This is a genomic window from Serratia sp. J2, from assembly GCF_046269175.1.
GTDB lineage: Bacteria > Pseudomonadota > Gammaproteobacteria > Enterobacterales > Enterobacteriaceae > Chania > Chania fonticola_C.
In genome coordinates this window covers 1-19,027 of the sequence record NZ_JBKABN010000044.1, presented here as the reverse complement: position 1 = coordinate 19,027, position 19,027 = coordinate 1, and the positions used below count along the sequence as shown (strand labels likewise).

The following is a 19,027-nucleotide window of genomic DNA, read 5'->3' as shown; positions in this document are numbered from 1 at the left end:
TGCTTATTCACCACAAGAAATTACCTCTCGTTTACCTCTCTTTACATCCACCCTCTCGCAGAAAGTTGGCTTTCACGCCATGCTTACACCATCACTTGCGGAGAAAAAAGATGAAACAACAGCGAAAACTGACCGAAGCCGATGTCACGCCGGAAAGCGTGTTCTATCAGCGGCGCAAGGTACTCCAGGCGTTAGGGATCACGGCAGCCTCGCTGGCTTTGCCCACCCAGGCACAAGCCGACTTGCTGTCATGGTTCAAAGGTAACGATCGGCCCCCAGCCCCGCCGGGTAAAGCGTTGGACTTCAGCAAGCCCGAAGCCTGGCAAGCCAAACTGGAGCTTACGCCTGAAGAAAAAGTCTCGGGTTACAATAACTTCTACGAGTTTGGTCTGGACAAGGCCGATCCCGCCGCCAACGCGGGCGATCTGAAAACGACGGACTGGAAGGTAAAAATCGACGGCGAAGTCGGTAAACCCATAACGCTGGATATCGACGATTTACTCAAGCGATTCCCGCTGGAGCAACGCATTTATCGCATGCGTTGCGTTGAAGCCTGGTCGATGGTGGTGCCGTGGATCGGTTTTGAGCTGGGCAAACTGCTTAAGCTGGCCGAGCCCAACAGCAACGCGCGCTACGTGGCTTTTCAAACGCTGTACGATCCAGAACAGATGCCCGGCCAGAAAGATCGCTTTATTGGGGGTGGCCTCAAGTATCCCTATGTCGAAGGTTTGCGCCTTGATGAAGCCATGCACCCACTGGCTCTGTTGACCGTGGGCGTGTATGGCAAGATGCTGCCACCGCAAAACGGTGCTCCGGTGCGTCTGATCACTCCATGGAAGTATGGCTTCAAGGGCATCAAGTCCATCGTACAAATCACCCTGACCCGCGAACAACCGCCAACCACCTGGAATCTGTCTGCTCCCAACGAATATGGTTTTTACGCCAACGTGAATCCCCATGTCGATCATCCGCGCTGGTCGCAGGCCACCGAGCGCTTTATCGGTTCTGGCGGCATCCTGGATGTGAAACGTCAGCCGACGCTGCTGTTCAACGGTTATGCCGATCAGGTGGCTTCGCTGTATCACGGCCTCGATTTACGGGAGAACTTCTGAGTGCGCTTAACCCCCAAGCAGATCACCTGGCTAAAAGTTGCCATCTACCTGGCAGCATTCCTGCCCTTTCTGTGGCTGGTGCTGTCCGTCGATCAGGGCTGGTTCAGTGCCGATCCGGCCAAAGATATCCAGCATTTTACCGGCAGGATGACGCTGAAGTTACTGCTGGCCACCCTGCTCGTCACTCCATTGGCCCGCTACGCGCGCCAGCCGCTGCTGATCCGTTGCCGACGTCTGCTGGGTTTGTGGTGTTTTGCCTGGGGAACGCTGCATCTGGTAAGCTACTCGACGCTGGAACTGGGGCTGAGCAACATAGGCCTGCTGGGGCGCGAACTGGTAACCCGCCCCTATCTGACGCTAGGTATCCTCTGCTGGTTGATTTTGTTGGCCCTGGCGGCCACCTCAACGCTATGGGCGCAGCGTAAATTGGGGGCCAACTGGCAGAAGCTGCATAACTTCGTCTATCTGGTGGCGATCCTGGCACCGATCCACTACCTTTGGTCGGTAAAAACGTTGTCACCACAGCCTTTTATTTATGCCTCGCTGGCGCTGCTGTTGTTAGCTCTGCGTTACAAGAAATTCCGCTCGTGGTGGCGTAAACCACGCTAAAACCGGCAAGATTGACGGTAAAAATCCCCTACCGGGGCGCGGAACTTTTCTGTGTTCTACCCCTCATAATCCAATAGCGGCACTGGGTGTTTGCTGATTTAGGGTTGAATATCTTCGCTGATAAGACCAGTATTTAGCTGCGAATTGCCACGATATCGTTATAATGCCCGACCTTGAACCTGTCGCTGCAGCAAAATCTGCGCGTAACAGGTGACAAATCGGTGACATCGGGTTATTTTCTACGATGATGGTTTTATTGCCGGAGATACCAGCACAATGGCGGATAAGTTTCACATTTTGCTTCTGAACGGCCCCAATCTCAATCTGCTGGGGACGCGTGAGCCGGAAAAGTACGGCAGCGCTACGCTGGCAGAGATTGTTAACGGATTGGAAAACCAGGCGCTCGCGCTAGATATCACCCTGAGCCATCTGCAGTCCAACGCCGAGCATGCGCTCATCGATCGCATTCATCAGGCACGCGGCAATACGGATTTTATCCTGATTAACGCCGCCGCGTTCACGCACACCAGCGTGGCGTTGCGCGATGCACTGTTGGCAGTAGAGATCCCGTTTATCGAGATCCACCTGTCCAACGTGTACGCTCGTGAGCCTTTCCGTCATCACTCCTACCTGTCTGATATCGCGGTAGGCGTGATCTGTGGCCTCGGCGCGGATGGCTACACATTTGCTTTACAGGCAGCGGTTCGCCGTTTGTCAAAAACCCACTAATTGCTACACAAAAAGAGTACGGAATCACACTCATGGATATTCGTAAAATCAAGAAACTGATCGAACTGGTTGAAGAATCAGGCATTTCTGAACTGGAAATCTCTGAAGGCGAAGAGTCGGTTCGCATCAGCCGTGCCGCACCGGTGCAGGCTTACCCAATGATGCAGCAGTACGCAATGCCAGCCCAGCAGCAGCAACCTGCTCTGGCCACCGCCGTTGCCCCTGCTGCCGCAGAAACCCCAGCAGCACCAGCGGCCATGAGTGGCCATATCGTTCGTTCACCAATGGTAGGGACCTTCTACCGCACCCCAAGCCCGGACGCGAAAGCCTTCGTGGAAGTGGGCCAGAAAGTGAACGCCGGTGATACTCTGTGCATCGTTGAAGCCATGAAAATGATGAACCAGATTGAAGCGGACAAATCCGGTGTGGTTAAAGCGATCCTGGTAGAAAACGGCCAACCGGTTGAATTTGACGAGCCACTGGTCGTCATCGAATAACGAGGCGCACCATGCTAGATAAAATTGTTATCGCCAACCGTGGCGAGATCGCGCTACGTATCCTGCGCGCTTGTAAAGAACTGGGCATCAAAACCGTTGCCGTTCACTCAAGTGCCGACCGCGATCTGAAACACGTTCTGCTGGCGGATGAGACCGTTTGTATCGGCCCTGCCCCGTCAGTTAAAAGCTATCTGAACATCCCGGCCATCATCTCCGCCGCCGAAATTACCGGCGCCGTGGCGATCCACCCGGGTTATGGCTTCTTGTCCGAGAATGCCGACTTTGCCGAGCAGGTAGAGCGCTCTGGCTTTATCTTCATCGGCCCACGCGCCGAAACCATTCGCCTGATGGGTGACAAGGTTTCTGCCATCAGCGCGATGAAAAAAGCCGGCGTACCTTGCGTACCAGGCTCCGACGGCCCGCTGACCGATGACATGGACAAAAACCGTGCCTTCGCCAAGCGCATCGGTTATCCGGTGATCATCAAGGCTTCCGGCGGCGGCGGCGGTCGCGGCATGCGCGTTGTGCGCGGCGACAAAGATCTCGAACAATCCATCTCCATGACCAAAGCGGAAGCCAAAGCGGCTTTCAACAACGACATGGTGTATATGGAGAAGTACCTGGAAAACCCTCGCCACATCGAAATTCAGGTGTTGGCAGATGGCCAGGGCAACGCCATCTATCTGGCTGAACGTGACTGCTCCATGCAGCGCCGACACCAGAAAGTGGTCGAAGAGGCACCAGCACCGGGGATCACCCCAGAGCTGCGCCGCTACATCGGTGAACGCTGTTCAAAAGCCTGTGTGGAAATCGGCTACCGCGGTGCAGGTACCTTTGAGTTCCTGTATGAGAACGGCGAGTTCTATTTCATTGAAATGAACACCCGTATCCAGGTAGAACATCCGGTTACCGAAATGATCACCGGCGTGGATCTGATCAAAGAGCAGCTGCGTATCGCTGCCGGTCAGCCGCTGTCGATCAAACAGGACGAAGTGAAGGTGCAAGGCCATGCGGTGGAATGCCGTATCAACGCCGAAGACCCGAACACCTTCCTGCCAAGCCCAGGCAAGATCACCCGCTTCCATGCTCCTGGTGGTTTCGGCGTGCGTTGGGAATCTCATATCTACGCTGGCTATACCGTGCCGCCGTACTATGACTCCATGATTGGCAAGCTGATCACCTACGGTGAAAACCGTGACGTGGCGATTGCCCGCATGAAGAACGCCCTGGCTGAGCTGATCATCGATGGCATCAAAACCAACGTTGAACTGCAGCAGAAGATCATGACCGACGAAAACTTCCAGCATGGTGGCACCAACATCCACTATCTGGAGAAGAAGCTGGGTCTGCAGGAAACCTGATTATCGGTTAACGATATTGGGCTAATAAAAAACACCGCATGAGAACTTCTGCGGTGTTTTTTTATTTAATGGAGAGAGGGATTTTGCCCCTCACCCTAACCCTCTCCCAAAGGGCGAGGGGACCGATCGAGTTAGGCTGAAAATGTAGTGATTCATCATTAGCACCGGCTGACTCACCTTGATTCCGAAACAGCACGGGCCAATCAAGAACTCCGGACAGCTCCCTCTCCCTGTGGGAGAGGGTTGGGGTGAGGGGTATCGCACCCATAAGCATACGCCCGCAAAACCTCCTGGATCTTGTCGATAATCAGGCTATGTGGATCACCAGCACATTCACCAGCCATCAGGCGTGGGAATTGCAGCGGGAAATACTGGCTCAGCATACCCAACGGAATGGTTACCCCGCTCAGGTTTGCCACCAGCTTGTCGATGGCCGCGCTGATGCGCGCTTCAGGCCAGTAATAGCGGATCCGATCGGACAGGCTGTAGTGCAGATCGATCATCGCCTTCGAATGGCGCGGATCGTAATACTTCTTCCAATACTTGGGCTCATCCTGCATCACGCTGTCGATCACCGCCAGCACGTGGCTCTGCTGTTCTGCGGCGATCAGCTCCTTCTCGATCAACGCCAGGCTGAAGATCGCCTCACGCAGGGCAAAGGTCAGCGCCGGGCCGACTTTCAGGATCGCAAAGTGATCGCGCACCAACTGGCGGAACGCTTTCGGGGTTTGATAATCCGTAGAGTGGGCTTCAAACACCAACGGCGTTGACTCAATCATGGCGGAAAGCTCGCGTGCCTGTTCCGGCTGATAGTGGATCACCGTGGAATGGTCGAACTCGACTCCCGGCTGCACCACCAGCCCCACCACCCGCTCCATGGCCTGCTCCAAACCTAAGCGAGCAAACGCCTGCCGATGCGTCTCGATGGTCTCGGCGGCATCCTGTGGCCGCGTGACGTGTACCTGAGCGATAGCGTGGCTTTCCCCACCCGGAACCGGCACTTCCGTACCTATCACGTAGCTCAGCGCCTGCCGCTGCTCTGAGGTGGCAGCCGCTTCCGCCACCGCACATAGCCGCGCCGCACGCTCGGCCACCACCGTTGGCGGTAAAGGAACCGGATCGTCCGCGCAGGACATGGAAGCATCCAGATGAATTTTACTGAACCCAGCCTGAACGTAATCGGCAATCAGGCGTTCGGCTTTCTCCATCGCCAGCCCAGCCGGTTCATCCTGCCAACAGTTCGGCCCAAGATGGTCACCCCCCAATATCAACCGTGACTGCGGGAAGCCAATCTTGGCGGCAATGGCATACACAAACTCACGGAAATCCGCCGGTTTCATCCCGGTGTAGCCGCCAAATTGGTTCACCTGGTTGGAGGTGGCCTCAATCAATACCTTACGCTGGCTAGCCAGGTCAAAACGCAACGTGGCCTCAATCACCAACGGATGTGCCGAGCAAACCGAACAGATACCAATATGCTTGCCGCTTTTATGCTGCTGGATAATAGATTTCATGCTTATGGCCTCATTTACCCGTCGCCTTTCAAGTCACAGCGTTGTTACCTGCACTTGCCCACCCCAGCCACTTTCTAAAAGAAAGCTCCTGGGGATGAACAAGCTTGTCGCCTAGCTGTGACTTGAAATTCATAGGGTAAAGCAATGTCCTGAACTGAATATTCAAGACGTTGGAATGTTATTTACAGCGCGCCGACCGGCACGGTCCGTTGCTGCTGCAAGAAAGTGTCGATTTCAGCGAAGGTAGAGGTCCCTTCCATTGGCCCACGCCGGGTTACCGCCAGTGCACCGCAGGCATTGGCATAGCGCAGCGCCTGGGAAACGCTGTGCCCCTGTAACCGGCAAGCAATGTAAGCGCCGCCAAAGCAGTCGCCCGCCCCGGTCGGATCAACCTCGTCTACGGCATAGCTGTCGATATGCAGGGTTTCATCCGCGGAATAATAGCTCACCCCTTTACTGCCGCGTTTCACCACCACTTCTTTAATGCCGTCCTTCAGGTAGCGAGCAATCGCCTCATCCAACGTGGTTTGGGAGGACAGCAGCATCACTTCCCCTTCGCTCGGCATATAGATATCGGTCAGCTCCAGCACGTAATGCAGCGCATCACGCATCTCGGGGATATTGAGCATTTCCTTGCGGATATTCGGATCGAAAGACAAGGTGCCACCGTTCGCTTTGACGATCCCTGCAGCCTTCTTCACCGCGTCCACCATATGGAAGGAAAACAGCGATGACCCCATGATGTGGAAGTGCTGGCAGTCCTGCAGCAGTTCGGCATTCACATGTTCGGCCGATAATTTCCCACAGGCTGCGTTCTTGATATTGAAAATAAAATCGCGATCGCCGTTGGAGTGGTAAGTGACGAAGGCGCTGCCGGTCGTCTCATGCGGCAACACACGGATACCGCGCGTATCCACTCCGTCAGCCTTTAGGCGCTCGATATTCAACGTGCCGAAACCGTCGTTACCCACGCAGCTGATGATGCCGCACTGCCCGCCCAGCTTGGTCACCTGGTCGATAAAAATCGCCGGGGCGCCGCTGGGAAAAGGGCCATTCCATGAGCCTGGATGGGTAAAAGATTGGCCAACTTTATCGGCCATGATCTCAACCAGGATCTCGCCGATGGTATAAATTTTTCTCATTGTCCCGTTCCTTATACAAATCTGCCTGTGATCGTTAGCCACGTTTCTTCTTGTTTCTGACGTCGACATACACCGCGATAAGGATCACCAGTCCCTTCACCACCATTTGATAGAAATAAGGCACGTTCATTAAATTCATACCGTTGTTGATGACCCCAATGGTCAGGGCACCAATCATGGTGCCGATCACCGTGCCGTAGCCGCCATTCAGGCTGGTGCCCCCCAACACCGCGGCGGCGATCGCGTCCAGCTCATAGCTCAACGCGGCATTAGGCTGGCCGGAATACAGCCGTGAAGCCAGGATCATGCCGCTGATGCCCGCCATCACGGCGGTGATCATAAAGACCTTTATTTTCAGCGCGGAAACGTTAATCCCCGAATAGATCGCAGCTTCTTTATTGCCGCCGGTGATATAAATTTTGCGCCCAAAGGTGGTTTTCGACAGGATGAAATGGTTGACGATCAGCAACACCAACAGGATCCAGATTGGGATCGGGATATAAAGGAACTCGCCGTTGCCCAGCGCCAAAAACGCCTCGTTTTTGATCATGATCGGCGTGCCGTCGGTGACGATATAGGCAATGCCCCGGAAGATGCCCATCGTCGCGACGGTAACGATAAACGACGGGATACCGGCCAGCGCAGTCAGGCTACCGTTAACCAGGCCCAGCACCAGCGCGGCCATAATCGACAGCGGGATCACCAGAATAAACGGGATGCCAAACGACAGACCAAGCGCAGCAAAGGTCCCCACCAGCGCAATGGTTGACCCCACCGAAAGATCGATATCCCCCAGCAGCAGTACATACGTCATGCCATAGGCGGTGATGGCAATGATCGAGACCTGCAAAATAATATTGGTAATATTATTCACGCTCAGGAAGCTGTCGTTGATCACGCTGAACAGGATCACCAAGGCCACCAGGCCCGCCAGTATGCCGCCGTACTGCTTGGCGGCTTTTGCCAGTTTCCCTGGCCCGTTGAACGCCGAATGGCCCTCGGCGGCCAGCACTTTATCGCTCATTATTTCACTCCTGTTGCTGCGGTCATGACCTGGGTTTGCGTGAGTCCAGCGGTGGCAAAAACGTCGGCGATCTGCTTGGCGCGCATCACCACCAGCCGATCGCTGAGCGCCATGACTTCCGGCAGTTCGGAAGAGATCAAGATAATGGCAGTGCCCTGCGCAGCAAGCTGGCGTATGACGTTGTAGATCTCGAACTTGGCACCGACATCCACGCCGCGCGTTGGCTCGTCGAGGATTAAGATCCGTGGCACTTTTTCCAACCATTTCGACAGCACAATCTTTTGCTGATTGCCGCCGCTCAGAGTACTGACCAGTTGGTGGGGCGAACTAACCTTGATGTTCATCCGCCGGATCGCCTGCTGGGTTTTCGCCTCTTCGTGCTTATGGTTGATCAGGCTGGAGCCCGCATACTGAAAGGCGACGTGATGGGTGTTCATGCTTACGTCATGCATCAGCACCAACCCCTCCTCCTTGCGGTTTTCCGTCACGAAGGCGATACCATGCTCTATCGCCTGCTTTGGATTGCGAATAGTGACTACCGCCTCATCAATGCGAATTTCACCCTGATAGCCGGTCAGGCCAAAAATGGCCTTCATTACGTCTGAACGCCCCGACCCCACCAGCCCAAAAAAGCCCAGCACTTCACCTGCACGCAGTGAGAAATGGATATCGTGAAACAGTTTGTCCTGCGAAAATTGCCTGACTTCCAGCACCGGCACTTGCTCTGCTGAAGGGGGTTCGCCGATGCGTGGCGGGTAGATATTGGTCATTTCGCGGCCAACCATCTGGGCAATCAGCCGGTGAATATCGGTCTGGTGTTTATCATGGGTAGCAATGAACTCGCCGTCGCGCAGCACCGAGATATCATCAGATACCCGCATGATCTCATCCATGCGGTGCGAGATATAAATCACCGCGCAGCCGCGCTGTTTCAGCTTGTCGATGATGCCAAACAGGATGTCGGCCTCGTTATCGCTCAGCGACGACGTTGGTTCATCCATGATCACGACATCTGCTGGGTAGCTCAGCGCCTTGGCAATCTCTACCAGTTGGCGCTGGGCCATCGACATGGTGCCGACAATTTGCTGTGGATCGAGCGGAATAGCCAAGTCCGCCAGCAGGCGTTGGCAATTATTCACCATCTGGCTATCGTTAATAAAACCAAAGCGGGTTGGCTCATTATTAGCGTAGATATTTTCTGCTACGCTCATGTTATTGCTCAGGCTCAGTTCCTGAAAAATAATCGCGATACCCAACTTTCTGGAATGCTGCGGGTTGTTAATAGTGACGTTTTGCCCTTTGAGGCGTATTTCCCCTTTGGTCGGCGGATAAATTCCTGCCAGGATTTTCATTAGCGTGGATTTACCGGCACCATTTTCGCCCAGTAGCGTATGGACTTTACCTTTGCGTATTTTCAGGCTGACATTTTTTAATGCGTTAACATGGCCGAAACTTTTGGCTATTTCCGTTACCGCCAGCACCGTATCCGTCATTATTTCCTCCACCCACGTGGCCTCTCACCCCAGCCCTTTCCCAAAGGGAGAGTGGACCGATCGAGTTCGTTGGTTTCTCTGTGTAATACCCAGTCCTCTTGCTTCTTACTACTCACTTCCCGAAGCAGCACGGACCAATCAAGCACTCCGACCAACTCCCTCTCTCTTTGGGAGAGGGTTGGGGTAAGGGTTAGCCACTGAAGCTTGGGATAACGAGCAGTGTTATTTACCGGTATAAACACCTGGTGCAACTGGGATCAACTTGGCGACTGGCTTGCCGTTCAGATGGTCAACGGCAGCATCAATAGCCTTGGCGCCCATTTGGTCTGGATATTGGCGGATAACGGCCACAAAGGTCTTGTCGCTGTCGACGGCGTCGCGAGCCTCTTTCATCCCGTCGAAACCAATGATCTTGATATTGTCGTTACGAGCGGATTTGGCGGCGATCACCGCAGCCAGCGCAGCATCATCGCCAAAACCGAACAGGCCATTCAGATCCGGGTGCGCCTGCATCATGTTCTGCGCCACGGTTAACGCTTCCGCCCGGGTGATGCCGGTTTGGATCGCCACGATCTTCACGTCAGGCGTATCGGCCAGCCCTTTCTTGAAGCCGTCCACGCGTGCCACCACCGATTGCAGCGCCGGATAATCGATAATCGCTACCTTGCCTTTGCCGTTGAGCAGTTTGCCCATCAGCTTGCCCGCTTCGACGCCACCGGCGTAGTTGTCGGTCGCCACGTGAGTGACCACCGGCACGCCTTCGGCGGCCACATCAACGGTAATAACCGGAATACCGGCTTTCTCCGCTTTGATAATCGCCGCCTGCACGCCTTTGGAATCCACCGGCGAAATAATAATGGCGTCAACCTTCTTGGTAATAAAGTCTTCTACGTCAGAGAGTTGTTTATTCAGATCCTGATTGGCAATCGAAATATTCAGCACCACGTCGTCTTTCTTGGCTTCCGCTTTCATTGCGTCGGCCAGATCAATATAGAACGGATGCTGTTGCGTCAGCAGCGATGCACCAATTTTATATTCCTTGGCGAACGTTGCCTGCGAGAATACTGCCAACCCGATGGCCAGCACCGAACCTAATACCTTTAATTTATGCATGATCTATCCTCAGTTTTTATTATTTCTGCTTGTTTAGCTTGCTGTTTTGTAGGGGTGTTACGCGTTAATAGTTATAATTGGCCCTCGCAGCCGCACACGCCAATCACTTTTTCCACTACCCGTTGCATAGCGCTTTTCGCTGGCTGCATATAGTGGCGCGGGTCATTGGCATCCGGATGCTGGTGGAAATATTCTTTCAGGGCATCCGAAAAAGCGATTTTCAGCTCGGTAGCCACGTTGACCTTGCAGATGCCTAAACGGATACAGCGGCGGATATCGCTATCGCTCAGGCCGGAAGCCCCGTGCAGCACCAGCGGCACTTCCACACGATCGCGGATCTGTTCCAGGCGGGCAAAATCCAGCTTGGGCTCGGACTGGTACAGACCATGCGCGGTACCGATAGCCACCGCCAGCGAATCGATCCCGGTACGGGCAACAAACTCCACCGCCGCCTCCGGCGAGGTGTAGATAGCGTCTTTCCCTTCCACGATCAGGTCGTCTTCCTGGCCTCCCAGGCGGCCTAGCTCAGCCTCAACGCTAGCATCGTAGCGGTGGCTGTATTCAACGATTTGTTTGACCAGCGCCACGTTTTCTTCAAAAGGAAAGTGAGAGCCGTCGATCATCACGGAACGGATCCCGGCGTTGATCTTATGGTAGATATCGGCGGGCTCTTCGTGATGATCCAAATGCAACGCCAGCGGGATCTGATACTCATGCGCCAGTGCCTTGACGATCATGATGATGTTTTCCAGCCCACCGTAGCGGTAAGTGCCGGTCGTTCCCGCCAGGATCACTGGCGAACGATACTGTGCAGCGGTTTCGACCACCACCTGCAAGGTTTCCAGGTTGTGGATGTTGAATGCTGGCACCGCGTACCCTTGCTGCTGCGCTTTCTGCAGCATATTCTTGCTTGAAATGATGTACATCGATTCTCCTCGATCCCGCACCTGATACCGCAGTCGGTAATTACAAAATGAAAATTTAGTTAGATAAACTTTCCAAGTGAAACCGAATATAGAGAGAAAACGCGCAAAAAAGCGTGACAGGGATCGAATATTATCAAATAACTTTCAAAACGTAATATAACTAGATGTTGATTACGAAAAATAAGGTATGTTCCGGTGTTTGTGCGCTGAAGATTACCCTATCTCGGGTGTATCCCCTCCCACGAACATAACCTAATAACATGAATAATAATAAAAATATAAACCTAAGTACTCGCCCAATCCTGACTTTCAAAATAACGAAAGCCTGCGAGGGTATTACTTTCAATTAGAAAGTATGAAGGATATAGTAGCCCTTATTACCGTTTAACGATGGGGGCGAATGTGCCCAGAAAGTCATCTAACCTGCTGAAACGCAGATTGAAAATTGCTGAAATCGTCGGCCAGCAAGGGGAGATCAAGGTCGACGATCTTTCTGCCCAGTTAGGGGTTTCCGGCGTGACGATCCGTGGCGATCTCAGCTACCTGGAACAGCAAGGCTACCTCAAGCGATCCTTTGGCGGTGCCATTGCAACCCCAACGCAGCCGCTGGCGGAGCCGACCGAACCAGGGATCGCCCTGCCCCCACTCACGCTGGCTAACCAGTTGGAAATCGCCCGCCACTGCGCCAGGATGATTGCCGATCGCGATACGCTATTTCTCGGCCATGGCGATATCTGCCGCAAGATCATCCCGTTCCTGAGCGGCCTGAAAAAGCTGCGGCTGATCGTCAATGACTTACAGCATGCGATCCTGGCCGATCAGTTTTTGGACGGTGAGATTATCGTCGCGGGTGGGGAGTTGATCCGCTCGCATACCGCGCTGAGCGGTAAAGCGTTGGATAGCGTGATCCAACAGTTCACCATCAACCACTGCATTCTCGAGGCCAGCATTACGGACAGCTCCGGCATCCTGAATATCGATCAGCCGCTGTTGGCGTCCCATTACCAACGCTGCCTGGACAAGGCGCAGAATAAAACCGCCATCATTACCCATTTGCCCATTCAGGCCAGTGCGATCGGGACTATCGGCCACCTCAGCCAGGTGGACAATCTGGTGACCAACCGTGGCGTGAATGAACATTATCAGCAGCAATTATTCGAATCCGACTTCAGCATCCGCTACACCAATAACGAATGTTTTACCTGGGCCAACCGGGAAACGATCGGGGAATAAAGGGGCACTTATGTCAGTTAGCATCTGCACGATGGGTGAGTTACTGGTTGAATTCCTTTCAAAAAATTATAATCAGGGATTCACTCAGCCAGGCGAGTTTCTTGGGCCGTTCCCCAGCGGGGCACCGGCTATCTATGCCGCTCAGGTGGCGCGGCTTGGCTTTGGCTCCACGCTGTTTGGCTGCGTGGGCAACGACGATTTTGGCCGCCTGAATATCGAGCGCCTGCGTCTGGAAGGGGTGATCACCGACGGCATCAGCGTGATCGACAAGGCCCCGACCGGCACGGCATTTGTCAGCTATCGCAACCCGCTGGAACGCGATTTTATCTTCAATATCCCCAACAGCGCCTGCGGCTTCTTTACCGCCGACCATATCGATCTGGGCTTGCTGAACCAGTGCCAGCATTTCCACATTATGGGTTCTTCGCTGTTCTCATTCCGCATCATCGATGCCATGCGCCGGGCGATCCAGATCGTCAAGGCCAATAAGGGGACGGTGTCGTTCGATCCCAACATTCGCAAAGAGATGCTCAATATCCCGGAGATGAGCCAGGCCTTCGATTACATCCTCGAATATACCGATATCTTCCTGCCGAGCGAGGGAGAAGTGCATCACTTTGCCAGCAGCAAAAACCAACAGGAAGCGGATATCGTACAGGAACTGTTGGCCAGCGGCGTGAGCCACATCGTGATCAAGCGCGGCCAGAAAGGGGCCAGCCATTACCAGCAACAAAACGGCCAGACGCAGGAGCTACACACTCCAGGCTATAACAGCAAAATGGTCGATCCGACCGGAGCAGGCGACTGCTTTGGCGCGACCTTTGTCAGCCTGTTCCTGTCCGGCTTCAGCGCAGAAAAAGCGTTGCAGTATGCCAATGCCAGCGGTGCCCTGGCGGTTTCCCATAAGGGGCCGATGGAAGGGCTATCCAGCCTGGCGCAGATTGAGCATTTTATTGCACAACAGGCGTAAAGCCCATCAACCGGCCAGCCTTTGGCCGGTTTTTTATCCCGATTGCCAACATAACGGCTTGGCAAAACCGTCCCTTGTCGTAAAATCCCCTCCTTTGCCAATCCATAACCGTAAACCCCTTGGAGGCACGGATGGAACAACGCTTTGTTCAAGCTAACCGCGAAGCACGCTGGGCACTGGGCCTGACGCTGCTTTACCTGCTGGCCTGGTCGCTGGCGGCCTATCTGCCAGACAGCAACGCCGGGATCACCGGGCTACCACACTGGTTCGAAATGGCCTGCCTGCTGGTACCACTGCTGTTTATTGGCCTGTGCTGGCTGATGGTACGCGGCATCTTCCGCGATATCCCCCTGGAGGATAGCGATGCAAACTGAGGTCATTCTGCCGCTGATCGCCTATCTGTTGCTGGTATTTGGCCTCTCGGTGTATGCCTATACCCGTCGCCAAAGCGGTAACTTCCTGAGTGAATATTTCCTCGGTAACCGTTCGATGGGCGGCTTTGTGTTGGCCATGACGCTGACCGCCACCTATATCAGCGCCAGCTCGTTTATCGGTGGGCCGGGTGCCGCCTATAAATACGGCCTCGGCTGGGTGCTGCTGGCGATGATCCAACTGCCCGCCGTGTGGCTTTCACTTGGCGTGCTAGGGAAAAAGTTTGCCATTCTGGCGCGGCGCTACAATGCCATTACCCTTAACGACATGCTGTTCGCCCGCTATAAGAGCCGCTTGCTGGTATGGCTGGCCAGCCTGAGCCTGTTGGTGGCCTTCCTTGGGGCAATGACGGTTCAGTTTATCGGCGGCGCACGCCTGCTCGAGACCGCTGCGGGCATTCCTTACGACACCGGCCTACTGATATTTGGTATCAGTATTGCGTTGTACACCGCGTTTGGCGGCTTCCGTGCCAGCGTGCTGAACGATGCCATGCAGGGGCTGGTGATGCTGATAGGCACGATATTACTGCTGGTTGCGGTGATCCACGCGGCGGGCGGCTTGCATAGCGCGGTCGATAAGCTGCAACAGATCGATCCGGCGTTGGTTTCACCGCAAGGCGGCGATCAGATCCTCAGCCTGCCGTTTATGGCTTCGTTCTGGATCCTGGTGTGCTTTGGCGTGATTGGCCTGCCGCACACCGCCGTGCGCTGTATCTCATATAAAGACAGCAAAGCCGTGCACCGTGGCATTATCCTCGGCACTATCGTGGTGGCTATTCTGATGTTTGGTATGCATCTGGCTGGCGCCCTGGGCCGTGCGGTGCTGCCGGATCTGAAGATCCCCGATCAGGTGATCCCGACGTTGATGATCACCGTGCTGCCCCCTTACGCCGCAGGGATCTTCCTGGCCGCACCGATGGCGGCTATCATGTCGACCATCAATGCGCAGTTGCTGCAATCCTCTGCCACCATCATCAAAGACCTCTATCTGGGCGTGCGTCCGCTGCAGATGAACAATGAGAAGATGATCAAACGCTTTTCCAGCCTGACCACGCTGATCCTCGGATTACTGGTGCTGCTGGCCGCCTGGCGCCCGCCTGAAATGATCATCTGGCTGAACCTGCTGGCGTTCGGCGGGTTGGAAGCGGTATTCCTCTGGCCGCTGGTGCTGGGCCTGTACTGGGAACGCGCCAACGCGCAGGGAGCCCTTAGCTCAATGGTCACCGGTGCGTTATGCTATACGCTATTAGCCAGCTTCGGCCTGCAACTGGCCGGATTGCACCCTATTGTGCCTTCGCTGTTACTCAGCCTGTTGGCGTTTTATCTCGGTAACGTCTACGGCGAAAAGCGCCAGTTGCCGTCGTCCTTACCCTCTTGAGAGAATTGTTATGCCTTGGATCCAATTAAAACTGAACACCACCGGCAGCCAGGCAGAAGACCTGAGCGATGCGTTGGTTGAAAGCGGCGCAGTATCGGTCACCTTCCAGGACACCCACGACAACCCGGTATTTGAACCGCTGCCGGGCGAAACCCTGCTGTGGGGCGATACCGATGTGATCGGCCTGTATGATGCCGAAACCGATATGACCGAAGTGGTCGCCATACTTGAACAGCATCCGCTGTTGGGCAGCGGTTTCCGCCACAAAATCGAGCAGTTGGAAGATAAAGACTGGGAACGTGAGTGGATGGATAACTTCCACCCGATGCGTTTTGGCGAGCGCCTGTGGATTTGCCCAAGCTGGCGTGACGTGCCCGATCCGGACGCGGTGAACGTCATGCTAGACCCAGGCCTGGCGTTTGGCACCGGCACCCATCCGACCACCGCGCTTTGCCTGCAATGGCTGGATGGATTGGATCTGGCTGGCAAAACCGTCATCGACTTCGGCTGTGGCTCCGGCATCCTGGCGATTGCCGCATTAAAACTCGGTGCCGCCCGCGCCATTGGCATCGACATCGATCCCCAGGCCATTCAGGCCAGCCGTGACAACGCGCAGCGTAACGGCGTTTCAGAGCGTCTTGAGCTGTATCTGCCAAAAGACCAGCCAGCCGATCTGCTGGCCGATGTGGTGGTGGCGAACATTCTCGCTGGCCCGCTGCGTGAACTGGCACCATTAATCAGCGACCTGCCAAAATCCGGCGGCTATCTGGGCCTGTCAGGCGTACTGGCAACTCAAGCCGCCAGCGTAGCCGAAGCCTATCAGGATAAATTCAATCTCGACCCGGTGGCCGAGCGTGAAGAATGGTGCCGCATCACCGGCCAACGCAACTAGTTACATTTTCCCTGCTTGCCAAAAACCATCGGAAATTTAAACAGTTCCGATGGTTTTTTCTTTTCCTAAGAATCCGCCAGTTTATCCCGACACTTGCTGGGCGTATTCTCCTGCTCGGAGTGAAGGTGGCCCGCAGCATACGAGCCGCCCACCCAGGATAATTGGTATTTTCATTGGACAAGGATTAGGAAATGAAAGGAAAAATGTTGCTGGCTGCCCTGTTGGCCGCCAGCTTCTCGATCGGTGCCGCAGAACATGCTCATTGGGGCTATGAAGGCCAGGAAGACCCGGCGCATTGGGGTAAGCTTTCACCCGATTTTTCACTGTGTGAAACCGGTAAAAACCAGTCCCCGGTCAACATTCAGGGCGCGCTGAAAACCCAGCACGGCAAGCTTGAGCTGGCTTTCCAGCAGGGCAAACAACAAATCGTCAACAACGGGCACACCATTCAAGTCAACGTCAGCGAAGGCAACACCCTGCGCTTGGACAACGACACCTTCACGCTACAGCAGTTCCATTTCCACGCCCCGAGTGAAAACGAGATCGACGGCAAGCAGTTCCCCCTGGAAGCACACTTTGTCTACAAAGACAAAGACGGTGCCCTGGCGGTGCTGGCCCTGATGTTCCAGCAAGGTAAAGCCAATCCGCAACTGGCGCAGGCCTGGCAACAAATGCCTGCCGCTGTCGATCAGACCGCCGTGCTGAACAAACCGCTGGATATCAAAGCGCTGCTGCCGAAACAGTTTAACTTTTACCGCTTCAGCGGTTCGCTGACGACGCCACCCTGTTCTGAAGGGGTCAGCTGGTTGGTGCTAGATCAGCCTGTAAGCGCTTCTGCCGAACAAATCAGTCAATTCCACTCGGTAGTCCACCATAACAACAATCGCCCGGTACAGCCGCTGAACGGCCGCGTCATCGTCGATTGATTTTTGCCAGCGCCAACTGCCGCTGCCCTCACTGGGGTGGCGGTAATTCCCAGCACCATTCTTGCCGATTTGTCAAAGTATTAAGCTGAGAATGTTACAAATAACCTGATGTTACGATCTGTTATTACCGGCACGTAAAGATAAAATCCTGTCGTTAGTGGAATATTTTTGCGCACGAAAATTAAGCACAATCACACAACTAATTGTTAAATAAACATAATATTTTCATAAAGGGTGCATAAGCGCACTTTTATTGCCCAATAACTGTCGATTGGTCAAAGTTTGGCCTTTCATCTGAATGAAAAAATGCGTAATATACGCGCCCTTGCGGACACAGTATGGTCAGTCTTTGTCTATGCGCATTGGACACCACCAGTTAACAAATTGCCTGATTGCGGCCCCGATGGCCGGCATCACAGATCGCCCATTCAGAACCTTATGTCATGCAATGGGTGCTGGGATGGCTGTATCCGAAATGCTCTCCTCCAACCCGGAGGTGTGGCGCACGGATAAGTCACGTCTGCGTATGGTACATAGCGATGAACCAGGGATCCGTTCCGTGCAAATAGCCGGATGTGATCCTGATGATATGGCCGCCGCGGCGCGCATTAATGTGGCCAGCGGTGCACAGATCATCGACATCAATATGGGGTGCCCAGCCAAGAAAGTGAACCGGAAGCTTGCAGGGTCTGCGTTACTGCAGTACCCGGATCTGGTTAGACAGATCCTCCTCGCGGTGGTTAACGCGGTGGATGTGCCGGTAACACTTAAGATCCGAACCGGCTGGGAACCAGAGAACCGTAACTGTGTAGAAATTGCCCAACTGGCCGAAGATTGTGGTATACAGGCCCTGACGATTCATGGCCGAACCCGTGCCTGCCTGTTCAACGGCAACGCGGAGTACGACAGCATTCGGGCAGTTAAGCAGAATGTCTCCATTCCGATTATCGCGAATGGCGACATTACTGACCCGCATAAAGCCAGAGCAGTGCTCGACTACACTGGGGCTGATGCCCTGATGATAGGCCGTGCTGCTCAGGGGAGACCCTGGATCTTCCGGGAAATCCAGCATTATCTGGACACTGGGGAGCTGCTGCCACCGATGCCACTTGGCGAAGTGAAGCGCTTGTTAATAGGGCATATTCGGGAATTGCACGGCTTTTACGGCCAAGGCAAGGGATTCCGGATTGCTCGAAAGCACGTCTCTTGGTACTTACAGGAGCATGCCCCTAATGACCAGTTTCGGCGCACATTCAACGCCATAGAGGATGCCAGCGAACAGCTGGAGGCGTTGGAGGCATATTTCGAAAATCTTGCGTAACAAAAAAGAGCTGACAGAACTATGTTCGAACAACGCGTAAATTCTGACGTACTGACCGTTTCAACCGTGAACTCACAGGACCAAGTGACTCAAAAGCCTCTGCGTGACTCGGTTAAGCAAGCACTGAAGAACTATTTTGCTCAACTGAACGGTCAAGACGTTAACGATCTGTATGAGCTGGTACTGGCTGAAGTTGAACAGCCACTGTTGGACATGGTGATGCAGTACACCCGTGGCAACCAAACCCGCGCTGCCCTGATGATGGGGATCAACCGCGGTACACTGCGTAAGAAATTGAAAAAATACGGCATGAACTGATACTAGTCAGTCAAGCTGTTGAAAAAAGGCGCTTTTAC

19 protein-coding genes are annotated in these 19,027 nt (G+C 54.3%); 13 read left to right on the top strand and 6 right to left on the bottom strand.

What is annotated here, in order from left to right; translation table 11 throughout:
- The first annotated feature begins 110 nt into the window (after window positions 1-110).
- The 5 genes from msrP to accC all read left to right on the top strand — a co-directional run bounded on the left by msrP (window position 111) and on the right by accC (window position 4,308).
- Window positions 111-1,112 (top strand): protein-methionine-sulfoxide reductase catalytic subunit MsrP, encoded by a 1,002-nt coding sequence (gene msrP, locus ACKWMY_RS26450; protein ID WP_024527967.1) that lies wholly within the window; start codon window positions 111-113, stop codon window positions 1,110-1,112.
- Complete coding sequence (gene msrQ, locus ACKWMY_RS26445; protein WP_024527968.1) at window positions 1,113-1,721, top strand: protein-methionine-sulfoxide reductase heme-binding subunit MsrQ; 609 nt, start codon at window positions 1,113-1,115, stop codon at window positions 1,719-1,721.
- A gap of 276 nt (window positions 1,722-1,997) precedes the next feature.
- Complete coding sequence (gene aroQ, locus ACKWMY_RS26440) at window positions 1,998-2,450, top strand: type II 3-dehydroquinate dehydratase (RefSeq protein WP_024527969.1); 453 nt, start codon at window positions 1,998-2,000, stop codon at window positions 2,448-2,450.
- 32 nt (window positions 2,451-2,482) lie between these two features.
- Window positions 2,483-2,947: an acetyl-CoA carboxylase biotin carboxyl carrier protein gene (gene accB, locus ACKWMY_RS26435; RefSeq protein ID WP_024527970.1), complete on the top strand. Its 465-nt coding sequence runs from the start codon at window positions 2,483-2,485 to the stop codon at window positions 2,945-2,947.
- A gap of 11 nt (window positions 2,948-2,958) precedes the next feature.
- Complete coding sequence (gene accC / locus ACKWMY_RS26430) at window positions 2,959-4,308, top strand: acetyl-CoA carboxylase biotin carboxylase subunit (protein WP_021180772.1); 1,350 nt, start codon at window positions 2,959-2,961, stop codon at window positions 4,306-4,308.
- A gap of 203 nt (window positions 4,309-4,511) precedes the next feature.
- Here accC and gatZ read toward each other — a convergent pair whose 3' ends face one another.
- The 6 genes from gatZ to ACKWMY_RS26400 form a co-directional block, all read right to left on the bottom strand.
- Window positions 4,512-5,822, bottom strand: a complete 1,311-nt coding sequence (gene gatZ / locus ACKWMY_RS26425) for a tagatose-bisphosphate aldolase subunit GatZ (protein WP_409487382.1) — start codon at window positions 5,820-5,822, stop codon at window positions 4,512-4,514.
- A 182-nt stretch (window positions 5,823-6,004) separates the two neighbouring features.
- Entirely contained in the window at window positions 6,005-6,964 is a 960-nt protein-coding gene (locus ACKWMY_RS26420) for a sugar kinase (protein WP_409487381.1), read from the bottom strand.
- Between the two features lie 34 nt (window positions 6,965-6,998).
- The gene (locus ACKWMY_RS26415) at window positions 6,999-7,988 is read right to left on the bottom strand and encodes an ABC transporter permease (RefSeq protein ID WP_024527973.1); all 990 of its coding nucleotides are present in this window, start codon (window positions 7,986-7,988) and stop codon (window positions 6,999-7,001) included.
- Entirely contained in the window at window positions 7,988-9,481 is a 1,494-nt protein-coding gene (locus ACKWMY_RS26410; protein ID WP_409487380.1) for a sugar ABC transporter ATP-binding protein, read from the bottom strand. The genes ACKWMY_RS26415 and ACKWMY_RS26410 overlap by 1 nt, the downstream gene beginning before the upstream one ends.
- Window positions 9,482-9,703: 222 nt before the next feature.
- Window positions 9,704-10,594 (bottom strand): substrate-binding domain-containing protein, encoded by an 891-nt coding sequence (locus ACKWMY_RS26405; RefSeq protein WP_409487379.1) that lies wholly within the window; start codon window positions 10,592-10,594, stop codon window positions 9,704-9,706.
- Between the two features lie 71 nt (window positions 10,595-10,665).
- Window positions 10,666-11,520, bottom strand: a complete 855-nt coding sequence (locus ACKWMY_RS26400; RefSeq protein WP_074031512.1) for a tagatose bisphosphate family class II aldolase — start codon at window positions 11,518-11,520, stop codon at window positions 10,666-10,668.
- Window positions 11,521-11,910: 390 nt separating this feature from the next.
- Here ACKWMY_RS26400 and ACKWMY_RS26395 point away from each other — a divergent pair, with 390 nt between their 5' ends.
- The 8 genes from ACKWMY_RS26395 (at window position 11,911) to fis (ending at window position 18,989) form a co-directional block, all read left to right on the top strand.
- Window positions 11,911-12,753, top strand: coding sequence for a DeoR/GlpR family DNA-binding transcription regulator (locus ACKWMY_RS26395; RefSeq protein ID WP_081375838.1), 843 nt, complete (start codon window positions 11,911-11,913; stop codon window positions 12,751-12,753).
- A gap of 10 nt (window positions 12,754-12,763) precedes the next feature.
- Entirely contained in the window at window positions 12,764-13,723 is a 960-nt protein-coding gene (locus tag ACKWMY_RS26390) for a sugar kinase (protein ID WP_024527978.1), read from the top strand.
- A gap of 131 nt (window positions 13,724-13,854) precedes the next feature.
- The gene (locus ACKWMY_RS26385) at window positions 13,855-14,097 is read left to right on the top strand and encodes a YhdT family protein (RefSeq protein WP_024486310.1); all 243 of its coding nucleotides are present in this window, start codon (window positions 13,855-13,857) and stop codon (window positions 14,095-14,097) included.
- Complete coding sequence (gene panF, locus ACKWMY_RS26380) at window positions 14,087-15,532, top strand: sodium/pantothenate symporter (protein WP_024527980.1); 1,446 nt, start codon at window positions 14,087-14,089, stop codon at window positions 15,530-15,532. Before ACKWMY_RS26385 ends, panF begins: the two co-directional genes overlap by 11 nt.
- Window positions 15,533-15,542: 10 nt before the next feature.
- A complete protein-coding gene (gene prmA, locus ACKWMY_RS26375) occupies window positions 15,543-16,424 on the top strand; it encodes a 50S ribosomal protein L11 methyltransferase (protein WP_409487378.1) in 882 nt (293 codons plus the stop codon).
- A gap of 191 nt (window positions 16,425-16,615) precedes the next feature.
- A complete protein-coding gene (locus ACKWMY_RS26370; RefSeq protein ID WP_409487377.1) occupies window positions 16,616-17,350 on the top strand; it encodes a carbonic anhydrase in 735 nt (244 codons plus the stop codon).
- Window positions 17,351-17,705: 355 nt separating this feature from the next.
- Window positions 17,706-18,671: a tRNA dihydrouridine synthase DusB gene (gene dusB, locus ACKWMY_RS26365; RefSeq protein ID WP_037411678.1), complete on the top strand. Its 966-nt coding sequence runs from the start codon at window positions 17,706-17,708 to the stop codon at window positions 18,669-18,671.
- Between the two features lie 21 nt (window positions 18,672-18,692).
- Window positions 18,693-18,989, top strand: coding sequence for a DNA-binding transcriptional regulator Fis (gene fis, locus ACKWMY_RS26360; protein ID WP_000462905.1), 297 nt, complete (start codon window positions 18,693-18,695; stop codon window positions 18,987-18,989).
- Window positions 18,990-19,027 lie beyond the last annotated feature (38 nt).